Genomic DNA, 23581 nt, shown 5'->3' on the forward strand with positions numbered 1-23581 from the left:
AATAAAAAATTTATATGGGATGAAACAGCGCGGTAACCTGCGCGTTAGAGCGGGGTCAGGGTTGCGGTATTTTGCTGCGCGCCACCTCACGAAGCCCCTCAAGGACCGTGCTTGTAAGCGCTTCGTCATGATCTTCAGCGAAGGCGATATAAACCGGGTAGGTGAAGGTGGGGGCACCTGCTACTGGCTCAAGCGCGCCACTGGCCAGAAAGGGCGCAGCAATGCGCAGCGGGAAATAGCCGGTGGCCTTGTTCTCGAGCAGAAAGGAGATACCCAGCGTGCCCACATTCAGGCTGATGTTTGGTGCGGCCGCATCGGGGAAGTTGAGCGCATGGTCTGCTTCAAACTCCGGCCCCCAGTCCACATAAACATAATTGTCACCAAGTGGATCGCTGCCCATGGTATCTTCGCTGGTAACCAGTACCAGATGTTCCTCGAATATCTGTTTGATGATGATGCCGGGGCGGGATACGGGCCGGTACAATATGGCAAAATCCAGGAGGCCATCCACAAGCTGGCGCATCAGGGCGCTTGAGGCCGCCATCATTTGTGCCCGGATGGCGATGTCCGGCGCGTGGGTATGCATCCACGGCAACCAGCGCAGCAGGAAGCCGTCCCACAGGCTGGGCTGGCCGCCCACCACCAGCATACGCTTCTGGCCTTCCGGCACCGCGAGGGTTAGCCGCGCCTGATCCCACATGCGCACGATAGCCGTGGCGTGGCGGGCGAACTCCTGCCCCACCAGCGTGGGCACAGCCCCCGACTTGTTGCGCACAAAAAGTTCCTGCCCAAGCTGGTCCTCCAGCGCCTTGATGCGGGTGCTGACGGTAGACTGCGCCACATTCACCTTCTCTGCGGCATGCAGAAATGATCCGGTTTCGAGAACAGCGAGGAAGGTGCGAGCCTGGGCTATATCCATGGAATTCTTCTTCTATCGAATATTCCGATATTATCTATCAAATATATCCGCTTTTCAAATATTATCCATAAGCGCAGAAGGAAAGCTACAGTGCAACCTTTGAGGATACTAGCGTGCGCCGTCCCGAGCTTTATGTTGAACGCCCCGCCTATGGTTATGGTGACAACCCTTGCCAGCATTTTGATCTGACGTGGCCGATCAGCGAAGTCATGCTTCATGCCGAGATGAGCTGTGAACAGTCTATCGAGGATATCGCCAGCAAGTATCATGTCTCGGTTGCGGAAGTGCTGAAACTGCGCGAAAGCTACGAGCTAGACTTTGGATAAGACCCATGTCGCCGCGAGGTGATGCTCCGTTCCTGCCGCATGCGCTCATTGGCTCCCAGGCAAAACCGTCAACCAATCTGCTGAAACCCTATGTTGATGAAGGGTTTCTGAGCGCGGATGAGTGTGCTCATTTGCGGGCACTTGCTACCGCACAGGCTGCCAGCAAGGGTCGGCTTGCCGGTGGTGTGCAGGCAGATGCGGTGCGGTCTGTCGGTGCCACATGGCTTGACGATACGGACGAGCCCTGGCTCGCGGCCAAGTTTGCGCGGGCGCTATCGCAGATATGCGCAAACGTATTCCCTTTCGATATCGACGGTTTTGATGAGGGTTTCCAGCTCTTGCGGTATGAAGGTGCCGCGGGCAAACCCGGTGATTTTTATGACTGGCATGCTGATATTGGGCGGGCCGGGTCAACAAAGCGCCGCAAGCTGAGCCTTGTGGTCCAGCTCAGCGACCCTTCCGCCTATGAAGGGGGCGAATTGACCCTGAACCCGGGCGGCAGCCATATGGTTGCCCCAAAGGGTGAAGGCACCCTGATCGCTTTCCCAAGCTTTGTGCTGCACCAGGTAACACCGCTTGAGGTAGGTGAGCGGGTATCCCTGGCCGCATGGGCGCACGGCCCGGCGTTTCGCTAGAACCCTACGCCGTGAAGCGCTTTACGGCGTGATCATCACCGCGCGGAAATCATTCACGTTTGTGCGGGTTGGCCCGGTGTAAACAAGGTCGCCAATGCTTTCAAAAAACACAAAGCTGTTGTTCTCGTCCAGCGCCTTTTTGGCATCAAGTCCCTTCTCAGTGGCACGGTGTAGCGTGGTGGCATCTATATAAGCCCCCGCCGCATCTTCGCTGCCGTCAATGCCGTCTGTGTCACAGGCGAGGGCGTGGATGCCGGGTGCACCCTTCAGGGTAAGCGCCAGCGAAAGCGCATAGGTCATGTTGCGTCCGCCGCGCCCTGATGGGTTGGTCACCTTCACAGACGTTTCGCCGCCTGAAAGCAGGATCACCCGTCGGCCATCCTGCCTGAGCTTGAGCGCGAGCTTGGCGTGGTCCGCGCCTGTGGTGGCGGCATCGCCTTCAAGGTCAGCGCCAAGGTTGATAACCTCATAGCCCTGCGCCTGAGCCAAAGTTTCTGCGGCCTGCAGGCAATCAAACCCGGTTGCGATAACCTTGCTGTGCCATCTGGGCCTGTTCACCTTAACGGTCTCAAGGGCGGGGTCAGACAGCAATCGGTTGATGAGCGGCAGGTCTGGTGCACCGTAGCGCGCGAGGATATCTGCGGCATCCCCAAGCGTCGAGGGGTCGGCCATCGTGGGCCCTGACGCCACGTCACACCCGATATCATGGGGCACGTCAGAGATCACATAGGTCAGCACCTCCGCCTCTCCGGCAGTTTCTGCGAGCCTGCCGCCCTTGATGCCGGACAGATGTTTGCGCACACAGTTGATCTCGGAGATGGTGGCACCTGAGCTTAGCAGGTGTTTCATCAGCGCCTGTTTGGCGCCAAATGGCAGGCCCGGGGCAGGCAGGGACATCAGAGACGACCCACCACCGGACGCGAGGAAGATAAGCCTGTCTTTTGCGGTAAGCTTTCCTGCGAGCATGAGCATGCGGCGTGCGGCCTCCATGCTCATGCTGTCAGGTACCGGGTGACTGGCCTCCAGCACCTCAATGCCCGGAATGCTACGCCCGATACCGTGCCCATAGCGGGTGACCACAAGGCCCTCACAGGGGCTTTGGTAGGCGCCTGTGAAGGCTTCAGCCATGGCGGCGGCGGCTTTGCCCGCGCCGAGCACGAGAGTACGCCTGCCTGTGAGCGGCCCTGTGAGCGGTCCTATGAGCGGTTCTGGTACATGCGGCGGCAAACAGGTGGCGGGGGCAACGCGGCTCAGCCCTGCGTCAAACAGGGAATGCAGCAACTTATACTCGGGCGTTGTGGTCTCTAGGCTCATGGTATCTCACATGCTGTAATCCAGCGCTGTATTTTCATGGCAGGGCTGTTAGTTTAAGGCAAGACACAAGAGGGGAGGCATCCATTTCAACGGGCAAAGGTTATAAGCTCAAGCTGCGCATCATGGTGGGGGACGAGATCGCCATGGGCCCCGGCAAGGCTGACCTTCTGGATAATATTGCCAAAACCGGGTCCATCGCTGCGGCGGGCCGCGCCATGGGCATGAGCTATAAACGTGCCTGGGACCTGGTTGAGCAGATGAACCGCTCCTTCACAGAGAAGCTGGTTGAAACTTCCAAAGGCGGTGCCGGGCGCGGCGGCGCAGTTGTCACAGCGTTTGGGGAGGAAGTGGTGCGCCAATACAGAAGCGCTGTTTTAACCGCCACGAGGGCAGCGGACGAAGAAGCCCAAAAGCTGCTCGTGCGCACCAAATCTGATTGACAGAAAGCGCGCTCCGCCCCACATTCGATATATTCTTGAGAATATATCGGGATAGATTATGTGGTTATATAGCCTGAGAGGCTGTTTTTTTGCCCTGGCATTGTTGGTGTTACCGTCCGCCTCGCTCGCAAGCGAAGCGCGTGTGGCGGTGGCGGCAAACTTCACGGAAGCGGCGCGGGCGCTCGCGGCGGCTTATGAGCAAGCAAGCGATGATCAGGTCGCGCTCAGTTTCGGCTCAACCGGGCTTCTCTACGCCCAAATCACACAAGGCGCGCCGTTTGATGCGTTTCTGGCGGCTGATAAAACCCGACCCGCCCGCGCCGTCGCAGACGGTTTTGGTGTGGCTGGTACAGGTTTTACCTATGCCACCGGGCGGCTTGTGCTCTTCACTTTGCAGGACGACTTGGAGCTTGGTGCTGACGCCTTGACCGGCGCTGGAGTTAGCCGTGTGGCCATCGCAAACCCCGCCACGGCGCCCTATGGCGCGGCAGCAATTGAGACCCTGACAGCGTTTAGCGTGCTTGACGAGGTGGCCCCAAAACTGGTGCGCGGCACCAATGTGGCGCAGGCCTATCAGTTTGTGTTTTCCGGCAGTGCAGAGGTGGGGTTTGTTGCCCTGTCGCAGGTGGTGGGGCGTTCAGGCGGTGCCTGGTGGCCGGTGCCCGGTAGGTTCCATCAACCCATCGCGCAAGACGCTGTGCTGCTCACCCGCGGGGCTGACAATAAAGCCGCAATTGGCTTTCTGGATTTTTTGAAAACCGATAGGGCGCGGGAAATTATCGCGGCCCATGGATATGCCCTGCCCTGAGTATGTGCCCTGAGTATGGGCTTTGGGAAGCGATGAGGAGACAAGACTGATGAACCATATCATTGAAGCCCTGATGCTCGGGGTCGGCGCCACTCTCTTTATGGACCTGTGGGCGCTGTTTCGCGCCCGCGTGCTGGCTGTGCCCTCCCTTGATTATGCCCTTGTGGGGCGGTGGGTCGGCCATATAGGAAAAGGCCGTTTTGCGCATGCGAGCATTGCTGCAGCTGAACCGGTGCGGGGCGAGGCGGCCCTTGGCTGGGCAGCGCACTATCTGATTGGGGTAGTGTTCGCGAGCGCGTTTCTCATGCTCACCGGGCCTGGTTGGCTTGTCCAGCCGTCGCCGCTTCCCGCGCTTGTATTTGGTACCGGTACAGTGGTTTTACCCTTTTTCATCATGCAGCCGGCGTTTGGTCTTGGCATCGCTGCCGCCAAAACACCCCACCCCGGTGTTGCCCGTATACGCAGCCTTATCACCCACGCGAGTTTTGGGCTGGGGTTATATCTTGCGGGCCTGTTGATGCAGGCGCTTCGCTAGGGGGTTAAAAGAAAAGGCCCGGACGAGATAGTTCATCCGGGCCTTCATATTTTCTTTTGTCCGCGCTTCTTAGAAAGCGTATCGGGCTTTCACTGTGATGCGGCGCGGCTCACCATAGGCCAACTGGCTGTAGAAGCCGATCTGGCTATAGTAGGTTTTGTCAAAGAGGTTATCCACATTGGCCTGCAGCGAAAGCTGGTCAGTGATGTCATAGCGCGCCATCAGGTTCGCGAGGGTATAGGACCCCTGCACCAGCCGCTCCGCCTGCGCGCTCACCGGGTTGATGGTGTCTGTATAGTTCTGGCCTTCCCAGTTGAAGCCGCCGCCAAGAGTAAGCTGGCCCACGCTATAGGTGGTGAAGACCTTCAAGAGCTTGCGTGGCTGCGAGGTGTTCACGCCAACACCGTTTGCGTCCTCTGCCTTGAACTGGGTGTAGCCTGCGCTCAGTTTCCAGCCGGGCAGTATCTCGCCGACAACTTCAGCTTCGAAACCCTTGCTTTCCGTACCTTTGGCCGCGCGGGAAGCTTCAAAGATCGTGCCGGGGATCAGGTGGCCGGGATCAGGCTGCGCGAGATTATCCTGCTCCACAAGGAAGAGTGAGAAGGTGGTGTGCAGGCGGTCGTCAAAGAATTTGCTCTTGAGGCCAACTTCATAGTTTTTGCCTGTCACCGGCGGCAGGAAATCGCCGTTGCGGTCCTGCGCGTTTTGCGGCTCGAAAATCTCTGTATAGCTCGCGTAGAGGGTATGATCGTCTGCGAGATCATAAAGCACGCCAGCATAAGGGATGAAGACACCGCTGTCGCCAAAGTCGAGCGGTGTGCCATAGAGAACGCCCTGCTGCTCCCATTTCGAGAGCCGCCCGCCGAGCACGAGCTTGAACGCCTCGCTCACATTCAGGCGTGAGGCCGCGTAAAAGCCGGTCTGCTTTGTATCATAATCGCCGCTGATGGCACGGTCGCTTGACCAGGTCGGTTCAGCGTATGAGCCGTCCCACGCGTTAAAGTCGCCAATGGGGTCGACATTGCTGGCGGCATAGGTGCCGCCTTCGGTCTTTTGTTTGCTGTGAAGGCCGCCAAACACCACTTCGTGCTCACGCCCAAACAGGCTGAAGATCCCTTGCAGCTGGAAGTCGATGCTGTTCTGGTTGCTTTCTGTGTCTGCGCGGTAAGGGGATGCGCCAAGGCCGATGCCTGTGTCGCGGTCCGGCACGCCATATAGGTACAGAAGTTTCAGGTCGGCTGAGGTTTCATTCCGGTTGAAGTTGACCTTCAGGCTCCAGTCCGGCGCGAAGGCATAGTCGAGGGTGGCAAAATAATTGCTGGTCTCGGACGCCCAGAAGGACCAGTCCGGCGCGATGGTTTTTTTGCGGTCCCATGTGGCGCGGCTCCCGTCCGCATACCATGTGGGCAAGCCGCCCCATGTGCTGCCGAGGGGGTCATTGTCCTGATAGCTGGCACCAGCGCGCAGAAGGAGATTATCGGTTACATCGGCTTCAACCGTGCCGTACAGCACCGTTTTTTTATCGCTGCCCCAGTCGCGGAAGCTGTCCCCGTCCTGATAGCGGGCGACCACCCGGCCGCGGATCGTGCCTGCGTCATTCAGCGGCGTCGCAACATCCGCCAGCACTCCATAGGTGTTCCAGCTACCGCCATCGACCGAGACAAAACCGGTGAAGTCCCGGTGTTTTGCGGTTTTACGCACAAGGTTGATGGAGGCGGACGGGTCACCGGCCCCGGTGAGGAGACCCGTGGCGCCACGGACGATCTCGATCCGCTCATAAAGGGCGGTGTCCTGCAGCGTTTCACCAGAATCGCCGCCCGGGCTCCATGCAAGCGGTACACCATCAAGCTGATAATTCTGGATGGTGAAACCACGGGCCGAGAAGCTGAAGCGGGTGCTGTCCAGCTCTTTCGCCGATACACCAACCGCGTTCATGACAATATCGGTGAGCGAGCGCAGGCCCTGATCCTCAATGCGCTGGAATGTCATCACGCTGACGGACTGCGGCGTTTCCTGCGGGGAGAGGCCAAGGCCGGTTGCGGAATCCAGAAGCTCGCTTGTTGTGTAGGAGCCTTCAACGATGATCTCTTCAATATCATCGTCTCGCTCGGCGGCCTCCTGGCCAAGAACGGGTGCGGTTAGCACGGCGGAGGAAGCCAATAGAGAAAGCATGATAGCGCGGCGACGGGCGCGAGGCGCACGGGCGAATTTTGTGGTGATTGCAGACATTTCCAAACCTTTTTGCCCCCGCCTTGAACGTGGGGAGGAAGGCGGAAGTTTTATTGATATTAATAATGATTCGCATTTTTATATCAGCAAGGCGGGCGCGTCCAGCGTTAATTTGGCCTAAGCGATCGGGATAGGTGATTGGGCTCAAAACCCGCGCGCCAACAGGCTTTTCGCGCAACTATTGTTCCATAGACCGCCTGTCCTTCTCGCTGTATTTGTTATTAAGTAACGGGAGGGCAGTGATCATGCAGTTGACGAGAAGAGCATTCTTTAAATCGAGCCTTGTGGCGGGCGGTGGCCTTATGCTCACGCTCTCGCTGCCGCTCACCGCTGAGGAGGAGACGGAAGAGGCCAGCTTTCAGGCGAACATCTACCTGCGCTTCAACCGAGACGGCACCATCGTTTACCGCGACACTAAACCAGAGATGGGGCAAGGCGTGTCTACCGGTCTGGCTATGGTGATCTGTGATGAACTTGGTGCGGATTGGGACCAGTTTATTATCGAGCGGCCACCCCTCACCTATCAGATGGAAATTCGCCATTCCCTCGAATCCTCTGCGGGCAGCAATGGCATGCTGGCGGCTTATACGCCCCTTCGGCAGGCGGCGGCGGGCTTGCGCCAGCTTTTCATTGAAAGCGCAAGCGAGCAGTGGGGTTGCCCGCAAGATGACTGCAGGGTTGCTATGAGCCTTGTGCACCGGCGGTCAACCAAAGAGACCTTGCCTTTCAGTGCCCTCTTTACTGCAGTCGCGAAAAAACAGGTGCCGGAAGAGGCGCGGTTGAAAGATGAGGCGGAGCTGCGCCTTGTTGGCACGCCCTTATCCATCCGCGAAAACCGCGCGATTGTGACCGGCGCACAGCAGTACGCGATCGATGTTGATCTTGAGGGCATGGTGTATGCGGTTATTGAGCGCAGCCCAACCACGGACGGCCATCTCGTCTCGGTAGACGATACAGATTGTCTCAAGCTTGAAGGCGTTACCGGGACCATCCAGATGCCTGCTTTTCCCTATCAAACCGACGCGAACAACAAGTGGCAGGAAAAATACCGGGGCACCAAAAGCGGGGTCGCGGTTATCGCACGCTCAACCTGGCATGCCATGAAGGGGCGGGAGGCGCTGAAACCGGTGTGGGCTGAAAGCCGATATGCCAGCCACGACGACCAGCGCATCAGGGAGGACATGCTGGCGGTCGGTGGTGATACCATCCGGGATGTAGCAAGCTTTGGCGCCACCAGCGCAGAGATTGCCAATGCGGCGCCAGGTAAGGTCTTCCGCAGCCGGTATTTCAACCCCTATCAGGAAAATGCCCAGATGGAGCCGCTCAATGCGGTGGCGAGTTATGATGGCGACACCCTGACCCTGTGGGCAGGCAGCCAGTCCCCCACCTTGGCCATCGCCTATGTGGCTGAGGTCACCGGTGTGCCCACCGAGAAAATCGTCATTCACTCCATGCGGTCTGGCGGCGGGTTTGGCCGCCGGTACTTCTATGATTTCATCGCTGAGGCCGGGTATCTGGCAGTACAGTTGCGGCAGCCGGTGAAGGTTACATGGTCGCGGGAGGATTGTATCAGGCATGGGCGATATCATCTGGCGCGCTTTGACGAACATACCCTTGTGCTTGATGATGCAAACAACCCGGTTGCCTGGGAGAGCCTGACCAGAAGCGGGTCAAACTACGGATGGCTTGGCCGTAATATCATGCTGGATTATTACGCGGGCGCCACGCCGCACCGCGCGACCCGGCACGCGGAGGGGGATAGCCTTGTGCTCTTTCCCGGCTCATGGCGCAGTGTGGATGCCCATCCGGTTGCGCTCGCGCGTGAGGGTTTTATCGACGAGGTCGCGGCCACATTGAAAATGGACCCTATTGCGCTTCGGCAGCAATGGCTGAAGGAAACGGCTGTCCTTCATGCGGGGGAAAACAGGCTCAATGAAAATGCCCTGCAGCAGCGCCGGGAAAGACAACAGGGCCTATGGTCCCTGCTTGAGATGGCTAAAACCACAACCGGTTGGGCCGAGCCGCCGGTGCATGGGCGAGGGAAAGGTGTGTCCCTCAGCTATTTTTACGGCACTTATGTTTGCCAGATCGCCTATGTGAGCCTGAGGCGAGACCGCATCCATATCGACAAGATCGTCTGTTTTTTCGATTGCGGTAAAGTCGTTAACCCGCAGCTCGTGAAGGCTCAAATTGAGGGCAGTATCGTCTGGTCGCTTTCTGCGGTGGTGAACCCGGCCATATCTGTGGAAGACGGTGAGGTTACCCAGACCAATTTTGACGACTATCCCGTTATTCGGGGCGACAGCCTGCCTGATATTGAAATCCATCTGGTGGAAAGCGCGCGCCCGCCCAACCGTGTTGGTGAGGCGGCGGTGCCAGACACAGCACCTGCGATCCTGAACGCGATCTTTGATCTCACTGGTGAGAGGATAAAGGAACTGCCTGCCCGGCTTGAAAGAGCGGTTTCCTAAGTCCTACCGGGCACTCTTTGGTAATCACCCGCAACACGCGAGCGGTGCTATCTGCTCGCGCCCCATACACCTTCCTGCCCTTCGGGATTGCAAAAAAATATTTATTCAACTATAAAAATATCCTCTAATAAAAAAATTAAACGGGTTGAGAAGGAACAAGCATGACGGGTTTGAGGGAGCGCCAGAAAGCGCAGCGTCGCGTGCTGATCGAGAAAGCGGCCGGTGAGCTTTTTGTCGAAAAAGGGTTTGCAGATACCACAATAGAAGAGATAGCGGCCCGTGCCGTTGTGTCTGCCCCCACCGTCTATAACTATTATGGCACCAAGGGTGACCTGTTGCTTGCGCTTGTGGCGCGCGGCGAAGAGGGTATCGAGGAAGCGCTGAGTGATTTCAGCAAACAGGCGGCCACCCACACGCCTGTTGAACTTGTTGCCAAAGTGATCCGCTCCAACGTTAACGACACCCTGTCGGCGCTATCGCGGGAGCTGTGGGGCCATGTGGTGGCTTTTGTTGCCACCTCAAGCGACCCTGAAGTGGCACCGCGTTACCTTGACACCATCGCGGGTGGCCTTGGGGCGGCGATCCTGTCGGTGCTGAAAGCGTATCAGGATATGGGCGCGCTCAGCGCGGACGTGGACGCGGAGGAGCTTTCCTTCCTGCTGACCCGCATGGAGCGTATTCACTTCCTCAACTATGTGTATCTGAAGGCCATGACGGTGGATGACCTGCACGGTGCCATCGCCCGCGATGTGGAGATCATTGTTGGCCCCTATGCGCGTCAATGATGATTTTACGTTAGTCACAAATATTATTTTAGTTGACTATAAAAAAATAGCCTGCCATATTTTTTCAAACGACATAAATATGGGAGGAGTAGCCATGTCGGCTATCGGGAAACTGTCCACACTGACACTCATGTCTTCAACGGCGCTTACAGGCCTGCTGGCCATGCCGGTGCTTGCGCAGGACGCAGAGACAGGTGGGGATATCACGTTGGAAGAGATTGTGGTGACCGCAAGCCGCCGGGCTGAGCGTATCCAGGATATCCCTTATAATATCTCCGCTGTTTCTGGCGCGCGCATTGAAGATGCCAAAATGCTCGATTCGGCGGAACTGCTGCGCTCTGTCTCCGGTGTTGCGATTGTGGACCGGGGGCCAAGGAACGCAGGTGCGGTAAACAGCATCCGCATTCGCGGTCTCAATGTGGATGGCTCTGCCCTTGGTGATTATGCCACCTCTGCGGCGGCGACCGTCTCCACCTATATTAATGACACGCCGATGTTCGCGAATATGCTGATTAAAGACCTTGAGCGGGTTGAGGTACTGCGGGGTCCGCAGGGCACGCTCTATGGCTCGGGCGCGCTTGGTGGTACGGTGCGCTATATCACCCAGAAACCACAGTTTGATGAGTTTTCTGGCAAGGTTTCCGGCTCACTGAGCAGCGTGAAAGGCTCGGAAAGCATGGGCTGGGCCGGTGATATTGTGCTCAACGCCCCGCTCGGTGACACGCTTGCTTTCCGCTTTGCCGGTACCCGCATGGATTACCCCGGCCTGACCGATTATGTGAACGTATATGAGCTGGACGCCAACGGTATCCCTGTTGCACCAAACGGTGTGCTGGACGACGCGGCGTCATACACCAGTGTTGAAGACGCAGACACCTATGATGTGTGGTTTGGCCGCGCCAGCCTGCGCTGGCAGCCAAGCGACAAGGTTGACCTCACGGCCACTTACACCCGGCAGTCTGACAACATGGGCGGACGCCGTGCGCAAACCGTGGGCAAAGACGGCTTTGGCAACGAATATGAGAAATATGAAGTTGGCTCTATCCAGCTCGAGCCAGCGGAAAGCGATGTTGAGATGGGCTCGCTTGAGGCCACCTTCGACCTTGGTTTCGCGACGCTGACCTCCTCCACCTCCTATTATGATCACGAGGGGGAGAGCATCAGCGAGAACACCGGCTTTTACGCACAGAACGGTTGGCTGGCCTGGTATTATAACTTCCCGCGCCCAATGGCGACGGCCGCGCGCACCTATGAAGACAAAGCCTTCATTGAAGAGGTGCGGCTAGTGTCCAACTCTGACGGGCCGCTCCAGTATGTGGTTGGGCTTTATTATCAGGACCAGGACCGCCAGGCGACGCAGGAAAGCTACCTTTATGGTGCCAATGCTTATGTGGACGAGTTGTTTGGTTTTGATGTGCCGTGGATCACCGGCGACCAGGACTTCCACTATGTGCTGGATGAAACCTTCAAGCAGAAGGCCGTCTATGGTGAGCTGACCTACTCGCTTTCAGACAAGGTGGATGTCACTGTTGGGGGGCGTTATTTCAAGAACACCAGCCGGTCAGACACCTTTATGGCGCTGCCGTTCTGGACGGACCTGTTCCCTGAGCTGACATCGACCTTCGAGAATGAAGAAAACAAGATGCTCTTCAAGGCGAATGTGACCTATCACCTTGATGACGATAACTTGCTTTACGGTACATGGTCGCAAGGCTATCGCCGGGGCGGTGCCAACGGTGTGCCCACAAGCGGCTATTATGCAGAAAATGAAGCCTGGCTGACCTATGAGGCCGACACGGTTGATAACTTCGAGCTGGGCATCAAGGGCACCAAGGGCAACACGCGTTACACCGTCAGTGCCTTTTATGTGGACTGGTCTGACCCGCAGCTCAACACATCAACACCGGCGTGGGGTTTCTTCGCGGTGCAGAACGGCTCCAAAGCCAGCACCAAGGGTATTGAGCTGGAGCTTGATGGGTATCTCTCTGAGGGGCTGCACTATACCGTTGGCTATGCTTATGCGGATGCAAAACTCGGTGATGACTTCTTCTCGCCCACAGGGGCATTGATTGCGGCGGATGGTGCGCGGCTACCTGGTGCGCCGAAGCATATGTTCAATGTGGCGCTTGATCACCGCTATGAGCTGAGCGAGAGCATGACCCTTGTCTCCCGCATTGATGGGTATGTGCAGTCATCCACCCGCAATGCGATCGGGACATCGGCGAAGTTTGACCGTACGCTTCCGGCCTACGGCATCTGGAACGGCTCATTGTCACTTGTTTACGGCAATATGGACTTCACACTCTGGGTGAAAAACATGTTTAACGCCGAGGGGGTGAGCGCCGTGTTCAAGAAGCAATATATGGGCACGCGCCCAAGCGAAGGCTATTACGGCAATGGCTCCAAGGAGCAGATCGCCCTGCCGCGTACGTTTGGGCTTTCCGCAACCTATCGCTTCTAACGCAAAAACTTGGCACAGTATTATACTGAGCACCTGCCGGGGCGGTATCGCCGCCCCGAACCGCCAGACAATGTTCAGCAGAAGACCCAACGTTCAACAGAAGACCCAACGTTCAACAGAAGACCCAACGTTCAACAGAAGACCTAGAGAATGCCTTCATCCCTGCCAGATATAGACCGCGCGATCGCAGAAGGGCATATCGCCCGGGCGCGCAGCCTATTGGGTGAGGCCGAAGGTCAGGCAGGTGATGTCGCTTCATTGCAGGCGCTCGCGGAACGCTATATCCAGCTTGGTTTGTTTCGGGAAGCCGATGCGCTCTACCGAACGGCGCTCAAGCTCGCACCCCATGATGCGGGGCTCCTTTATAACGCCGCGACGGCTGCGGTCGCGCTTGGCAATATGGCGGAGGCGGAGCGTTGGCTCGACAGGGTTATCACCCTACGGCCCGGTGATTATGACGCTTATTATAACCGCGCGACGCTTAGGCGCTGGCGTGAGGACGATAATCATATCGAGGCGATGGAAGCGCTCCTCAAAGCGGGGATCCCGGACCGGAAAGGGGCGGTGCAGCTTTTTTATGCGTTGGCCAAAGAATATGAAGATCTGGGGAAACCCGAACAATCGTTTGGTCACCTTCGGCGCGGGGCAAACCTGCGGGCTTCCATGATGCGCTATGATGTGCGCCAGGATGTGGAAACCATGGCGAAAATCGCGGCGGTGTTCACGCCGCACTCACGCCACACACCCGCCACAGATTCCGGCAGTTATGACACGGATCCCGCCACACTTTCGGCCACACATGCCACATCGGCGCCACACCCCGCAACACCCGAGAACCAAGGAAAACCGGTGTTTATCGTCGGGTTGCCGCGCACCGGCACGACGCTGGTGGACCGTATCCTAAGCTCCCACTCTGAGGTGGCGAGCCTGGGGGAAATCAGCGATCTGGCAAGCGCTATCGTAAGGCTGGCTGGCCCTGTGAGAGGTCGGATGGAACTTATTGAAAAGTCTGCGGAAATAGACTTTGTTTCGTTATCGAAACAATACGCCAGAAGCACGTCAGAGCGCGGCTTGGGCGCACCTGTTCTGATAGATAAAACCCCGGCAAATTTCCTCTATCTCGGCATCATTGCCCGCGCCATGCCACATGCGCGCATTATCCACCTCAAGCGGCACCCGCTTGATGCCTGTTACGCCATCTATAAGACCCTGTTCCGCATGGGGTATCCCTATAGCTACAGGCTTGATCAGCTTGCGGAATATTATATCGCTTATGACAGGCTGATGGCTCACTGGCATAACGTCATGCCGGGCCAAATCCTTGATCTGCAATATGAAAATCTGGTTCAGCACACGGAAGCGGAGGTTGGAAACCTGCTGAAATATTGCGGGCTCAGTTGGGAAGATGCTGTGCTTTCCTTCCATGAAAATACCAGCCCCAGCGCGACAGCCTCCGCCGCCCAGGTGCGCCGTCCTCTATATAGTTCGTCCATTGGCCGGTGGCGTGAGCATGCGGACGATCTCGCACCGCTCATTGAGCGGCTCGTCTCGGCAGGCATCGCGCTCGAAGGGGCGCCATCATGATCAAGACATTGATTTTAATATGGTTTTTTGTGGCTTCCCCTTTTGCCTATGCGGATAGTGCAAGGCGTGATGCACTGCTTGCGGGCGCTGACGGATATGACCTCGCGCTGCCATTCCAGGACTTTACGCCGCAGGAATTGGCAGCAGAAACCACACGGCTTGAAGGCCGCCTTCATCTTGATATGACCGCGCTCAGCGGCGGATTTCAACAGGTGCTCGACACATACGGTGTGGCCGATAACCCTGATACCCAGGTGCGGGTGATGCCCGACATCGATGTTGAATTGGTGCAGCTGGGGCGGCAGATAATTCCTTTAGATCAAGGCCTTATCGAAACACGCCACCCATACTTCGATCTGATTTTCACCCCCGGTACAACATGGACGGAGGCCGATGGCAGACGGTTCATCTCGCTGCCCTTCGCGCTGATGGAGAAAAACGCCAACTGCATCCACAATGGTGCACTGTTGGTTGCCGTTACAGTGGATGGACAGGCGTCGAGGGCGCTGATGCAGGTGGGGAGCGAAACCTGCGCTTACTTCCAGTTCAATTTCTGGGGTCAGTATGCTGCATCGTGGCAGGCGAGTGAGCTGGAGGGGGCGGATGAGATATTGGCGGATCACCGCCAGCATCTTGCGGCCCAATTGCCCAAAAAAGCCATAGAAGGCCTGACGCAAGACATTGATATAACGAAGTTTTCTCAAGTATCTGAGATTGCGCTAGCTTCCATGAGCGCCTTCGGTTTGGTGCTGGACGGTGTGCATTACCGCAGTGGGTGTGATACCCGCCTCGGGCCTTACCCACACTGCGAAACCATGGTGCTGCCGTCATACTCGCTGGCGAAGTCGCTCGCCGGTGGCCTTGGTCTCCTGCGGCTTGACGCGCTTTATGGCAATGTCTCTTCCCGGCCCGTTTCCAGCCTCATCCCGGCCTGCGCGGGCTGGGATGATGTATCCCTTCTGGATCTCCTGAACATGTCGACCGGACGTTTTGAGAGCCGCGCCGCACATAGTGATGAAGCATCAGAAGGTTTTGCGCCTTTTTTCACGCTGACAGAAGGTGCTCCGAAAACCGCCTTTTCATGCGAGCATTTCAAACCGCGTGCAAAGCCGGGCTCGCGCTGGGTCTATCACACCTCAGATACCTATCTGCTGGGTGTTGCCATGAATGCCTATCTGGAACACGAGGAAGGGCTGGGCGCCGATTATTATCGTGATCACCTGTTACCCATCTGGCGTGAGCTACACCTGAGCCCGCTTCTCAGCGTGATGCGCCGCACAGCCGGGTCTGATGCCGAGCCTTTCACAGGTTACGGTATGGCTTTCACGGCAGATGACATCGCCCGCCTTGCCCACTTGCTTGCGCGAGGCGATGAAGGGCTTTCGGTGAAGTTTGACCAAGCGGGCCTTGCCGCCGCGATGCAGCGCAACACGCGAGACCGGGGCCTGGAAGCGGGCGGCAAAACCCTGCGCTATAAAAATGGCTTCTGGGCGTGGAACGCGCGGGAAAGCCTTGGGTGCGGGGAGGATACATGGTTGCCGTTCTTCTCCGGCTTTGGCGGCATCACCGTTGTGCTGCTACCGGGCGGCAACGTTTATTATTATTTCAGCGATAGCGGTGTCCACAAGTTCGCTGAACCTGTCAAGGCTTTGTCAGCCGTTACCCCAATCTGCGGAGCAACACGATGACCGGCAATACCACGACCTCAACAGGGGGGCTGAGGCAAGCTTCCCCCACAGGGCATATCGCGCCGGTTTTGCTGGCATTCCTCACCACGGCGGGTCTGTTTTATGTCAATATCATGCCTGCGCTCGTGAGTGGCCTTGTTGAGGGGCTTGGTTTCTCAAAATCGACGGCGGGTTATGTCGCCTCTGCCAATGTATATGGTGCATCGCTTGGTGCGCTGGTGGCGGTTTTCGCTATCAAACACCTTCGCTGGAAAAAGGCCGCAATAGCGGCCCTTATTGGCCTCATCCTCGTTGATATCGCCTCAACCGTACAAACGGATGGCAATATACTCATCGCGATGCGTTTCCTGCATGGCTCCATTGGCGGTTTTCTGGTAGGCATTGGTTTTTCTGTGATCGCGCGCACGCCTGCGCCAGATAAAACCTTTGGCATGCTGCTAGTGGTGCAATATGGCCTTGGCGGTGTTGGGCTGATGACATTGCCAAAGCTGGTGCCGCTTTATGGTACCTCCGTGCTTTTCATTGCGCTGATGGCTTTCAGCCTCGTCACGCTCGCGATGCTGCCTTTCCTTGCCTCATATCCCGCCAAGGAAAAAACCGTAATGGAGGCAGAGCGAGACGGCTCAGGTGTGTATTTCAAGCCGCTAGTTCTGGCACTTCTTGCGGTGTTCTGTTTTCAGGCAGCCAATATGGGCCTGGCAGCCTATGTGATTGAACTTGGTAAACACGCGGGCCTCACCACCGGCAGCATCAGCACAACACTCGGTTTCGCAAACTGGATATCAGTGGCGGGGGCGGTGTTTGTTTATGTTATCGGGCTCAAAAACGGCCGGTTGAAGCCGCTTCTTCTTGGGCTTGTGGTCACCATTGTTGGCATGGTCCTGTTTCGGTTTTCATCGAATGCGACGCTCTTTTTTATCGCCAATGTGATCACCGGCATCACCTGGGCGTTCCTCATCCCGTATCTGTTGGGTATGTGCGCCGCGTTTGACGGTAAGGGGCAGATGGCGGCTCTATCGGGCTTTTTCTCAAAAATGGGGCTGGCGTCGGGGCCATTTGTTGCGGCGCTTGTGATTGGTGAAAGCAATTACACCCTGCTGATCAACCTGGCGATCATGGGTATTGTGCTGTGCCTTGTGACCGCCTTTATGCCAGCCCGGCTTCTCGACCAGAAGGCGGGCCGCGAACCAGACATTGCCCCCATGCAGCCTCAAACCGCACAAGAAGTAATCGAGTAGGGAGGGACCAGACCATGAAACCATTTGCTATTGCAGGGTTGCAGCTCGCGCTTCCGCACAGCGGTAATCTGGAGCTCGTGATCAAAAAAATCAGGCAGACCACCCTTCGGTACCCCTGGGTGCAAATGGTTGTGCTGTCTGAGCTGGCCATCTGTGGCGCCGCAGTTGGTACCGCAGAAGCCCTGCCCTCAAACACGGAAGACCGATTGAAGGCACTCGCGAAGGAACTGGGTATCTGGCTGGTGAACGGCTCACTGTATGAAAAGAAGGACGGCAAGGTCTACAATACCACCAGCGTCATCTCAGCCACTGGTGAGGTGGTGACCCGCTACCGCAAGATGTACCCTTTTCTGCCGTACGAAAAAGGCGTTGCAGAGGGGACGGAGTTCTGCACCTTTGATGTGCCGGATGTGGGACGTTTTGGCGTGTCTATCTGCTACGATATGTGGTTTCCCGAAACCAGCCGCGCGCTTGCGACCATGGGGGCAGAGGTGATCATTCACCCCACACTAACGAACTCTATCGACAGGGAGGTGGAGTGCGCAATGGTGCGGGCAACCGCTGCCCAGCAGCAGTGTTTTGTGGTTGATATCAATGGCGCGGGCGAGCAGGCCAATGGCCGTTCCGTTATCGCGGGTCCAGATGGTGATATCCTTCATCAGGCTGGTGAGATGGAAGAGATCATCGCGCTTGAGATCGACCTTGCCCGTGTGGCGCGGGTGCGGGAGCGAGGGCTGCTTGGCCTTGGTCAGCCGCTAAAGAGTTTCCGTGATGCAGGTCACAAGTTTCCGCAGGATGGCCTCGCGAACCGGGCAGAATACCTCGATACTTTGGGCCCGCTTGAGATACCAAAGCGCGGCGGTTAAACGCGCAGATACCCTTCAAAAAGGATAGTTTTGATGACCCAACATTTCCCGTTGGTAAAAGATTTTGCGGCCAAAATACCGGGCCTTGAAGTGCTGGACCCAGCCTCTGGCGCGCATTTGATGACAGTCGCGGACATGACCGCTGATGACGTGGCGCACCATATCGGCGCTGCTGAACAGGCGTTTCAGCTTTGGGCGAAACGCACCGCCAAAGAGCGGGCCAGCCTGATGATGGCCTGGCACCGGCTTATACTCGCGCACGCGGATGAGTTGGCTGAGATTATTACGGCGGAGTGCGGCAAACCTCTCTCCGAAGCACGGGGGGAAGTGCTCTATGGGGCCAGCTTCATTGAATGGTTCGCGGAAGAAGGCAAACGTGCTTACGGCGATATCATACCCAGTTTTGCGCCCGGCAAGCGTATCATGGTGCTTAAGCAGCCCGTGGGTGTTGTGGCCGCAATTACACCGTGGAACTTTCCGCTTGCCATGATCACGCGGAAGGTGGCGCCTGCGCTTGCCGCCGGATGCAGCGCGGTTGTGAAACCGGCGGAAGCCACACCGCTTACCGCCCTCGCGCTTGAGAAGCTCGCGCTGCAGGCGGGTTTGCCTACAGGGCTCTTCAAGGTTGTCACCACCACTAAACCCGATGAGATTGGCAAGGTGCTGACAACGCACCCAACCGTGCGCAAGTTCTCTTTCACCGGGTCAACCGCAGTCGGGCGGCTGTTGATGGCGCAGTGTGCGTCCACGATCAAGAAGGTCAGCCTTGAACTCGGCGGCAACGCGCCTTTCATTGTGTTTGAGGATGCCGATATTGACGCTGCGGTGCAGGGTGCCATGGCATCCAAATACCGGAATGCAGGGCAAACCTGCGTGTGTGCGAACCGGTTTTTTGTGCATGAAGCCGTGCATGACGAATTTGTCGCCAAGCTGAAAGAGGCGGTCGCGGGACTGACGGTTGGGCACGGGGCTGAGGCAAGCACGACGGTTGGGCCACTTATCAATAAGGCGGGTTGCGACAAGGTTGAAACCCTTGTGAAGGCGGCAGTCGCAGATGGTGCTCAAACAGTTATTGGCGGCGCACGGCATGGCGCGGGGCAAAGCTTTTATGCCCCAACCATCCTGACCGGTGTCACGCCGGCCATGGAGATTGCCCAGGCGGAGGTGTTTGGACCAGTTGCGCCGGTGTTCAAATTCAGCGATGAAGCCGAGGTTATCCGCCTCGCGAACGATACACCCTATGGCCTTGCTGCCTATTTTTATGCCCGTGATCTGGGGCGTGTGTTCCGCGTGGCGGAGGCCCTTGAGTATGGTATGATTGGCATCAACGAAGGCATCATTTCAACGGAAGTGGCCCCGTTCGGTGGGGTCAAACAATCGGGCCTCGGCCGTGAAGGTTCGAAATACGGTATCGACGATTATCTGGAATCCAAATATTGCCTCCTGGGAGGGCTGGACTGATGCTGAAAAAACTGAAATCCACCAATACAGAAACACTCAAAAATAAAGACCTTTGGGCCCGGCGCGAAAACGCGGTGCCGCGCGGTGTGGGCAGCATGCACCAGCGCTTCTCGGCTTATGCCAAAAACGCCGAGGTATGGGATGTTGAGGGCAAACGATATGTGGATTTTGCCACTGGGATTGCTGTCACCAACACCGGCCACGGTGACCCTCGCATTCTTGAGGCTGTGAAAGCGCAGATCGATAATTTCTCCCACACCTGCTTTCAGGTAACGCCGTATGAGAGTTACATCGCACTCGCGGAGAAACTGAACGCGCTTGCACCGGGCGATACGCCGAAAAAAACCATCTTCCTCACCACAGGGGCCGAGGCGGTTGAAAATGCCGTAAAAATCGCGCGCGCGGCCACAGGACGCCCCGGCGTGATTGCCTTCAAGGGTGGGTTTCACGGGCGGACAATGATGGGCATGGCGCTCACGGGCAAGGTTGCCCCCTATAAGGTAGGCTTCGGGCCGTTCCCCCAAGGCATTTATCACGTGCCGTATCCGGTGCCCTATCATGGTGTGACCGAAGATATGGCGCTTGAGGCGGTGGCGGACCTCTTTAAAGCCGATATCGCGCCCGAAGATGTGGCGGCTATCATTCTGGAGCCGGTGCAGGGAGAGGGTGGTTTTTACGCTGCTTCGCCGACGTTCATGCAGGCGCTGCGGAAGCTTTGCGATACACATGGCATGCTGCTTATATGTGACGAGATCCAGACAGGGTTTGCCCGCACGGGGCGGGTGTTTGCCACTGAGCACGCGGGCATTGAGCCTGATCTCATTACTGTTGCCAAGGCCATGGCGGGCGGGTTCCCCATCTCGGGTGTGATTGGCAAGGCGGCGGTGATGGACGCGGCAGCACCCGGCGGTCTTGGCGGTACTTATGGCGGGTCGCCGCTTGGCTGTGTGGCCGGGCTTAAGGTGCTCGACATCATTAAAGAAGACCGGCTTTGTGAGCGGGCGGATGAGATCGGCGCATTGTTTAAAGCGCGGCTTACCGCCATGCGGGATAGTGGCCTCAAGGAGATCGGGGAGATCCGTGCCCTTGGCGCCATGATTGCGATTGAAATCGTGAAAGACGGCGTTGCTGACGCGCCAGACCCCGCACGCACAACCGAGATCGTGAAAGCCGCGGCAGAAGCCGGGCTGATACTGCTGTCATGCGGTATCAGAGGAAACGTGATTCGTTTCCTGCCTGCCTTGACGGCACCGGATGAGATACTCAATGAGGGTCTTGATATTCTTGACGCGGTGATGCGTTAAAATAGGCGCAGGGCGGAGTTAAGCGGCTAGGGAGAAGGTCCCCCTAGCCGCTCTATTTTTACTTATCAGATATCCAGATTGCCGACACTGAGCGCGTTGTCCTGGATGAAGTTACGGCGTTCTTCCACCACATCCCCCATCAGTTTGGAGAAGATTTCGTCAGCTGTGTCTGCCTGGCTGACCTTCACCCGCAGCAGCGAGCGTACATCAGGGTCCAGCGTGGTTTCCCAGAGCTGTTCCGGGTTCATCTCGCCAAGGCCCTTATAGCGCTGAATGGAAAGGCCTTTGCGCCCGAATGCGAGCAGGATCGCGAGCATCTCAAGCGGAGTACCGACCGATTGGCTTTCTTCCTTGCGGGAGATGGTGATTGGTTCTTGGAACAGGCCGCGTACTTCACCCATGCGCTTGTGAAGTGACCGCGCCTCCTGGCTTTCGATGAAATGCGCGTCAATCTTGTGCATGTCAATCACGCCGCGCACCTCATGGGCAAAGCTATAACCGCCGTCATCCGCTGCGGTGCCGCTCCAGCCGTTTTCTTCCTCGGTGGTGGCAAGCACGTTCAGGCGCTCCGCAATACGGTCTGCCATCGCCTGCCTGCCAGCCTGATCCTCAAGCAGCTTTTCGTCAAAGCCGCCCAAGAGGCCCATGGTTTCAATCAGGTTGGCGTTGTAGCGCTGCGGTACGTTTTGCATGGTTGCCTTGATCGCCCGCGCTTCAGTTGCCAGATGTTCGATCTCTGCGCCCGCGTGTTGTGCGCCGGTGCTGTCGGTGATGATGACATCCGATGTGCCCTGGTTGAGCAGATACTCATCCAGCGCCTTGTCGTCCTTCAGGTAAACCTCGGACTTGCCGCGCCCTACCTTATAAAGAGGCGGTTGGGCGATATAGAGATGCCCACGCTCCACCACCTCCGGCATCTGCCGGTAGAAGAAGGTCAGGAGCAGGGTGCGGATGTGCGCCCCGTCCACGTCAGCATCGGTCATGATGATGATCTTATGGTAACGCAGTTTGTCGGCGTTGAAATCCTCGCGGCCGATACCTGTGCCAAGCGCGGTGATCAGCGTACCAATCTCATTGGATGCCAGCATGCGGTCAAAGCGTGCGCGCTCCACGTTCAGGATTTTACCCCTGAGTGGCAGGATCGCCTGGTTTTTCCGGTTGCGGCCCTGCTTGGCGGAGCCACCAGCCGAATCACCCTCCACGATGAAGATTTCTGAAAGCGCGGGGTCGCGTTCCTGGCAGTCCGCCAGCTTGCCGGGCAGTGACGCGATATCGAGCGCGCCTTTGCGGCGGGTCAATTCACGCGCCTTGCGGGCAGCTTCGCGGGCTGAAGCCGCGTCGATGATCTTCTGGATCACCATGCGAGCTTCGCTGGGGTGTTCTCCAAACCATTCGGCCAGCTTTTCGTTCACCAGGCCTTCAATGGCCGGGCGAACCTCGGATGACACTAGTTTGTCCTTGGTCTGGCTAGAAAATTTCGGATCCGGAACCTTCACAGAAACCACAGCGGTCAAGCCTTCACGGGCATCATCACCAGCGAGTGATACCTTGGCTTTTTTGGCCAGGCCGCTCTCATTTACATAGTTGTTGATGGTCCTTGTGAGCGATGTGCGGAAGGCCGCAAGGTGGGTACCGCCATCGCGCTGCGGGATGTTGTTGGTAAAACACAGCACATTTTCATGATAGCTGTCGTTCCACTGCAGGGAAATCTCGGCTGTGATGCCGTCTTTCTCACCGACGATGGTGATGGGCTCACCAATCTGGCTCGATTTGTTGCGGTCGAGATATTTCACGAATGCGGTGATGCCGCCCTCATAAAACAGGTCTACCTCTTTCACGTCCGCATGGCGGTTGTCCCGAATGAGGATATGAACGCCGGAGTTTAGGAAGGCGAGCTCACGGTAGCGATGCTCAAGCCGGTCAAAATCAAACTCCACAAACTTGAACGTGTTGAGAGACGGCATGAAGGTCACCGAGGTGCCTTTTTTGCCGCCTGCGTCACCAACAACAACGAGATCGTCAACCGGCTCGCCACGTTCAAAGCGCATGAAATGTTCTTTGCCATCCCGCCAGATGCGCAGCTCAAGCCAATCGGAAAGCGCATTCACAACCGATACACCAACGCCGTGCAAGCCGCCCGAAACCTTATAGCTGTTTTGGTCGAACTTACCGCCCGCGTGAAGCTGGGTCATGATCACCTGTGCAGCGGACACGCCCTCTTCTTCGTGGATGTCGGTTGGAATACCGCGCCCGTTGTCGGTCACAGTACAGCTACCATCCGGGTTGAGGGTCATGGTGACCAGATCACAGTGGCCAGCGAGCGCTTCATCGATCGCGTTATCGGAAACCTCGAACACCATATGGTGCAGGCCGGAACCATCTTCCGTATCACCGATATACATGCCAGGGCGTTTGCGCACGGCATCAAGGCCCTTGAGAACCTTGATCGAATCCGCGCCATATTCGTGTTCTGGCGTATTTGTCATTTCTTCACTCATGCCTTTGACCCTTCATCCT

General features: G+C 57.2%; 18 protein-coding genes. 14 read left to right on the forward strand and 4 right to left on the reverse strand.

Annotated elements, in window-relative coordinates; all coding sequences use genetic code 11:
* Positions 1–55: 55 nt before the first annotated feature.
* Positions 56–919, reverse strand: a complete 864-nt coding sequence (locus tag ACN0XZ_RS04785; protein WP_417456569.1) for a LysR family transcriptional regulator — start codon at positions 917–919, stop codon at positions 56–58.
* A 113-nt stretch (positions 920–1032) separates the two neighbouring features.
* Here ACN0XZ_RS04785 and ACN0XZ_RS04790 point away from each other — a divergent pair, with 113 nt between their 5' ends.
* Positions 1033–1245: a hypothetical protein gene (locus ACN0XZ_RS04790; RefSeq protein ID WP_417456570.1), complete on the forward strand. Its 213-nt coding sequence runs from the start codon at positions 1033–1035 to the stop codon at positions 1243–1245.
* Between the two features lie 5 nt (positions 1246–1250).
* Positions 1251–1880 (forward strand): 2OG-Fe(II) oxygenase, encoded by a 630-nt coding sequence (locus ACN0XZ_RS04795; RefSeq protein WP_417456571.1) that lies wholly within the window; start codon positions 1251–1253, stop codon positions 1878–1880.
* A 21-nt stretch (positions 1881–1901) separates the two neighbouring features.
* Here the strand turns inward: ACN0XZ_RS04795 and ACN0XZ_RS04800 are convergent, their stop codons facing one another.
* Complete coding sequence (locus tag ACN0XZ_RS04800; protein WP_417456572.1) at positions 1902–3194, reverse strand: glycerate kinase type-2 family protein; 1293 nt, start codon at positions 3192–3194, stop codon at positions 1902–1904.
* Positions 3195–3316: 122 nt separating this feature from the next.
* Between ACN0XZ_RS04800 and ACN0XZ_RS04805 the strand changes: the two genes are divergently transcribed.
* The 3 genes from ACN0XZ_RS04805 to ACN0XZ_RS04815 are packed head-to-tail and all read left to right on the forward strand — an operon-like array spanning position 3317 to position 4977.
* A complete protein-coding gene (locus tag ACN0XZ_RS04805) occupies positions 3317–3634 on the forward strand; it encodes a winged helix-turn-helix domain-containing protein (protein WP_417456573.1) in 318 nt (105 codons plus the stop codon).
* 58 nt (positions 3635–3692) lie between these two features.
* The gene (modA, locus tag ACN0XZ_RS04810) at positions 3693–4442 is read left to right on the forward strand and encodes a molybdate ABC transporter substrate-binding protein (RefSeq protein WP_417456574.1); all 750 of its coding nucleotides are present in this window, start codon (positions 3693–3695) and stop codon (positions 4440–4442) included.
* Between the two features lie 49 nt (positions 4443–4491).
* Positions 4492–4977, forward strand: a complete 486-nt coding sequence (locus ACN0XZ_RS04815; protein ID WP_417456575.1) for a DUF2938 domain-containing protein — start codon at positions 4492–4494, stop codon at positions 4975–4977.
* A gap of 69 nt (positions 4978–5046) precedes the next feature.
* Here ACN0XZ_RS04815 and ACN0XZ_RS04820 read toward each other — a convergent pair whose 3' ends face one another.
* Positions 5047–7206 carry a TonB-dependent siderophore receptor gene (locus tag ACN0XZ_RS04820; protein WP_417456576.1) on the reverse strand — a complete coding sequence of 720 codons (2160 nt, stop codon included), beginning with the start codon at positions 7204–7206 and terminating at the stop codon, positions 5047–5049.
* 245 nt (positions 7207–7451) lie between these two features.
* On the opposite strand from ACN0XZ_RS04820, the gene ACN0XZ_RS04825 reads away from it, so the two are divergent.
* From ACN0XZ_RS04825 to gabT, 9 genes are all read left to right on the forward strand, one after another.
* Positions 7452–9677 carry a molybdopterin cofactor-binding domain-containing protein gene (locus ACN0XZ_RS04825; protein WP_417456577.1) on the forward strand — a complete coding sequence of 742 codons (2226 nt, stop codon included), beginning with the start codon at positions 7452–7454 and terminating at the stop codon, positions 9675–9677.
* A gap of 161 nt (positions 9678–9838) precedes the next feature.
* On the forward strand, positions 9839–10462 hold the full coding sequence (locus tag ACN0XZ_RS04830) for a TetR/AcrR family transcriptional regulator (RefSeq protein WP_417456578.1): 624 nt from the start codon (positions 9839–9841) through the stop codon (positions 10460–10462).
* Between the two features lie 94 nt (positions 10463–10556).
* A complete protein-coding gene (locus ACN0XZ_RS04835; RefSeq protein ID WP_417456579.1) occupies positions 10557–12923 on the forward strand; it encodes a TonB-dependent receptor in 2367 nt (788 codons plus the stop codon).
* A gap of 150 nt (positions 12924–13073) precedes the next feature.
* A complete protein-coding gene (locus ACN0XZ_RS04840; RefSeq protein WP_417456580.1) occupies positions 13074–14507 on the forward strand; it encodes a sulfotransferase in 1434 nt (477 codons plus the stop codon).
* Positions 14504–16195, forward strand: coding sequence for a serine hydrolase (locus ACN0XZ_RS04845; RefSeq protein WP_417456581.1), 1692 nt, complete (start codon positions 14504–14506; stop codon positions 16193–16195). The genes ACN0XZ_RS04840 and ACN0XZ_RS04845 overlap by 4 nt, the downstream gene beginning before the upstream one ends.
* Entirely contained in the window at positions 16192–17433 is a 1242-nt protein-coding gene (locus ACN0XZ_RS04850; RefSeq protein ID WP_417456582.1) for an MFS transporter, read from the forward strand. The genes ACN0XZ_RS04845 and ACN0XZ_RS04850 overlap by 4 nt, the downstream gene beginning before the upstream one ends.
* A gap of 14 nt (positions 17434–17447) precedes the next feature.
* Complete coding sequence (locus ACN0XZ_RS04855) at positions 17448–18299, forward strand: carbon-nitrogen hydrolase family protein (RefSeq protein ID WP_417456583.1); 852 nt, start codon at positions 17448–17450, stop codon at positions 18297–18299.
* 33 nt (positions 18300–18332) lie between these two features.
* Positions 18333–19760 carry an NAD-dependent succinate-semialdehyde dehydrogenase gene (locus tag ACN0XZ_RS04860; RefSeq protein ID WP_417456584.1) on the forward strand — a complete coding sequence of 476 codons (1428 nt, stop codon included), beginning with the start codon at positions 18333–18335 and terminating at the stop codon, positions 19758–19760.
* A complete protein-coding gene (gene gabT, locus ACN0XZ_RS04865) occupies positions 19760–21064 on the forward strand; it encodes a 4-aminobutyrate--2-oxoglutarate transaminase (RefSeq protein ID WP_417456585.1) in 1305 nt (434 codons plus the stop codon). Before ACN0XZ_RS04860 ends, gabT begins: the two co-directional genes overlap by 1 nt.
* A 65-nt stretch (positions 21065–21129) precedes the next feature.
* Here gabT and gyrB read toward each other — a convergent pair whose 3' ends face one another.
* Entirely contained in the window at positions 21130–23562 is a 2433-nt protein-coding gene (gene gyrB, locus ACN0XZ_RS04870) for a DNA topoisomerase (ATP-hydrolyzing) subunit B (protein WP_417456586.1), read from the reverse strand.
* Between the last annotated feature and the right edge of the window lie 19 nt (positions 23563–23581).

Source organism: Kordiimonas sp., from assembly GCF_048264555.1.
GTDB lineage: Bacteria > Pseudomonadota > Alphaproteobacteria > Sphingomonadales > Kordiimonadaceae > Kordiimonas.